Raw genomic sequence first — 1,015 nt, 5'->3', positions numbered from 1 at the left:
GCCGTTGGTCGGGTTGATCGCGGAGTAGGTCAGGCGGCCGTCCGGAAGAATGCCGTAGACCGAGGCCGTGCCCGAGCACACCGTTTCCGCGGCCGCGGCCGTGCCGGTGTTCGCGGTGACGAGGCCGAGGGAGAAGGCGCCGGCGGCGACGGCGGTGACGGCGGTGCGCAGGGTTCTGCTGGTGCGGAACATGTTCGATGTCTCCTGAGGTGAAGGTGTCCGGGCAGCCCTGAAATGGGGCCGGAAGTCTGTGAAGGGTGCCGACGGCCGGCGGCATGCAGGCCGGGCGCGGATCAGTACCAGTTGTTCGCCTGGAAGAAGCGCCAGGCGCCGCAGGGGGAGCCGTAACGGTCGTCGACGTAGCCGAGGCCCCACTTGATCTGCGTGAGCGGGTTGGTCTGCCAGTCGGCGCCCGCGGTGCCCATTTTCGAGCCGGGCAGGGACTGCGGGATGCCGTAAGCGCCGGAGGGGTTCGACGCGTTCCAGCGCCAGCCGCTCTCCTCGTCCCAGAGGTTTTCCAGACAGGACCACTCGGTGGAGTTGGCCCAGGCGGTGTCGTGCGCGTTCATCATCTCGCGGCCAGCCGCCTTGACCGCGGCGATGTCGTCTCGGTCGAGAGCGGCGCACTTGTAAGAGTTGGGCGCCGCGGACAGCAGCTGCTGCGTCCAGCCGGAGGCGTCGACCGGGTCGGAGGTGTGGTAGGCGATGTCGGCGCCGCTCTTGTCTGTCGGGTCGGCGTCCTTGTACCAGTACATGGCGCCGGTGGTGGGGACGCGGCCGTAGTAGACGCCGGCGCCGGGGGAGAGGAGCTGGTCGAAGGCGGACCAACCGTCGGTCTTCAGGTCGTTGCGGCTCCAGGTCCCGCTGCTGCTGATGACGTACTCGTACAGCGCACCGCCGGAGGTGGTGCCCAGGAGGCGGTCGTCGCCGGTGGAGGTCAGGGTTTTGAGGGCGAAGCCGCTGTCGATCTCCTTGCGCATGCCGATGTGCTGGGATCCGGCGGGCTTGTCTTCGG

1 protein-coding gene and 1 pseudogene are annotated in these 1,015 nt (G+C 68.8%); both read right to left on the bottom strand.

Features of this window, described 5'->3' with window-relative positions; genetic code table 11:
* Positions 1-192, bottom strand: a pseudogene (locus tag IE142_RS34795) (CHAP domain-containing protein); the annotation flags it as partial.
* Between the two features lie 101 nt (positions 193-293).
* The gene (locus IE142_RS37195; protein WP_306432647.1) at positions 294-980 is read right to left on the bottom strand and encodes an aggregation-promoting factor C-terminal-like domain-containing protein; all 687 of its coding nucleotides are present in this window, start codon (positions 978-980) and stop codon (positions 294-296) included.
* Positions 981-1,015 lie beyond the last annotated feature (35 nt).

Source organism: Streptomyces mutabilis (assembly GCF_014649815.1).
GTDB lineage: Bacteria > Actinomycetota > Actinomycetes > Streptomycetales > Streptomycetaceae > Streptomyces > Streptomyces mutabilis.
The sequence above is the reverse complement of the archived record's forward strand: the minus strand, read 5'-3'. Positions and strand labels throughout refer to the sequence as shown.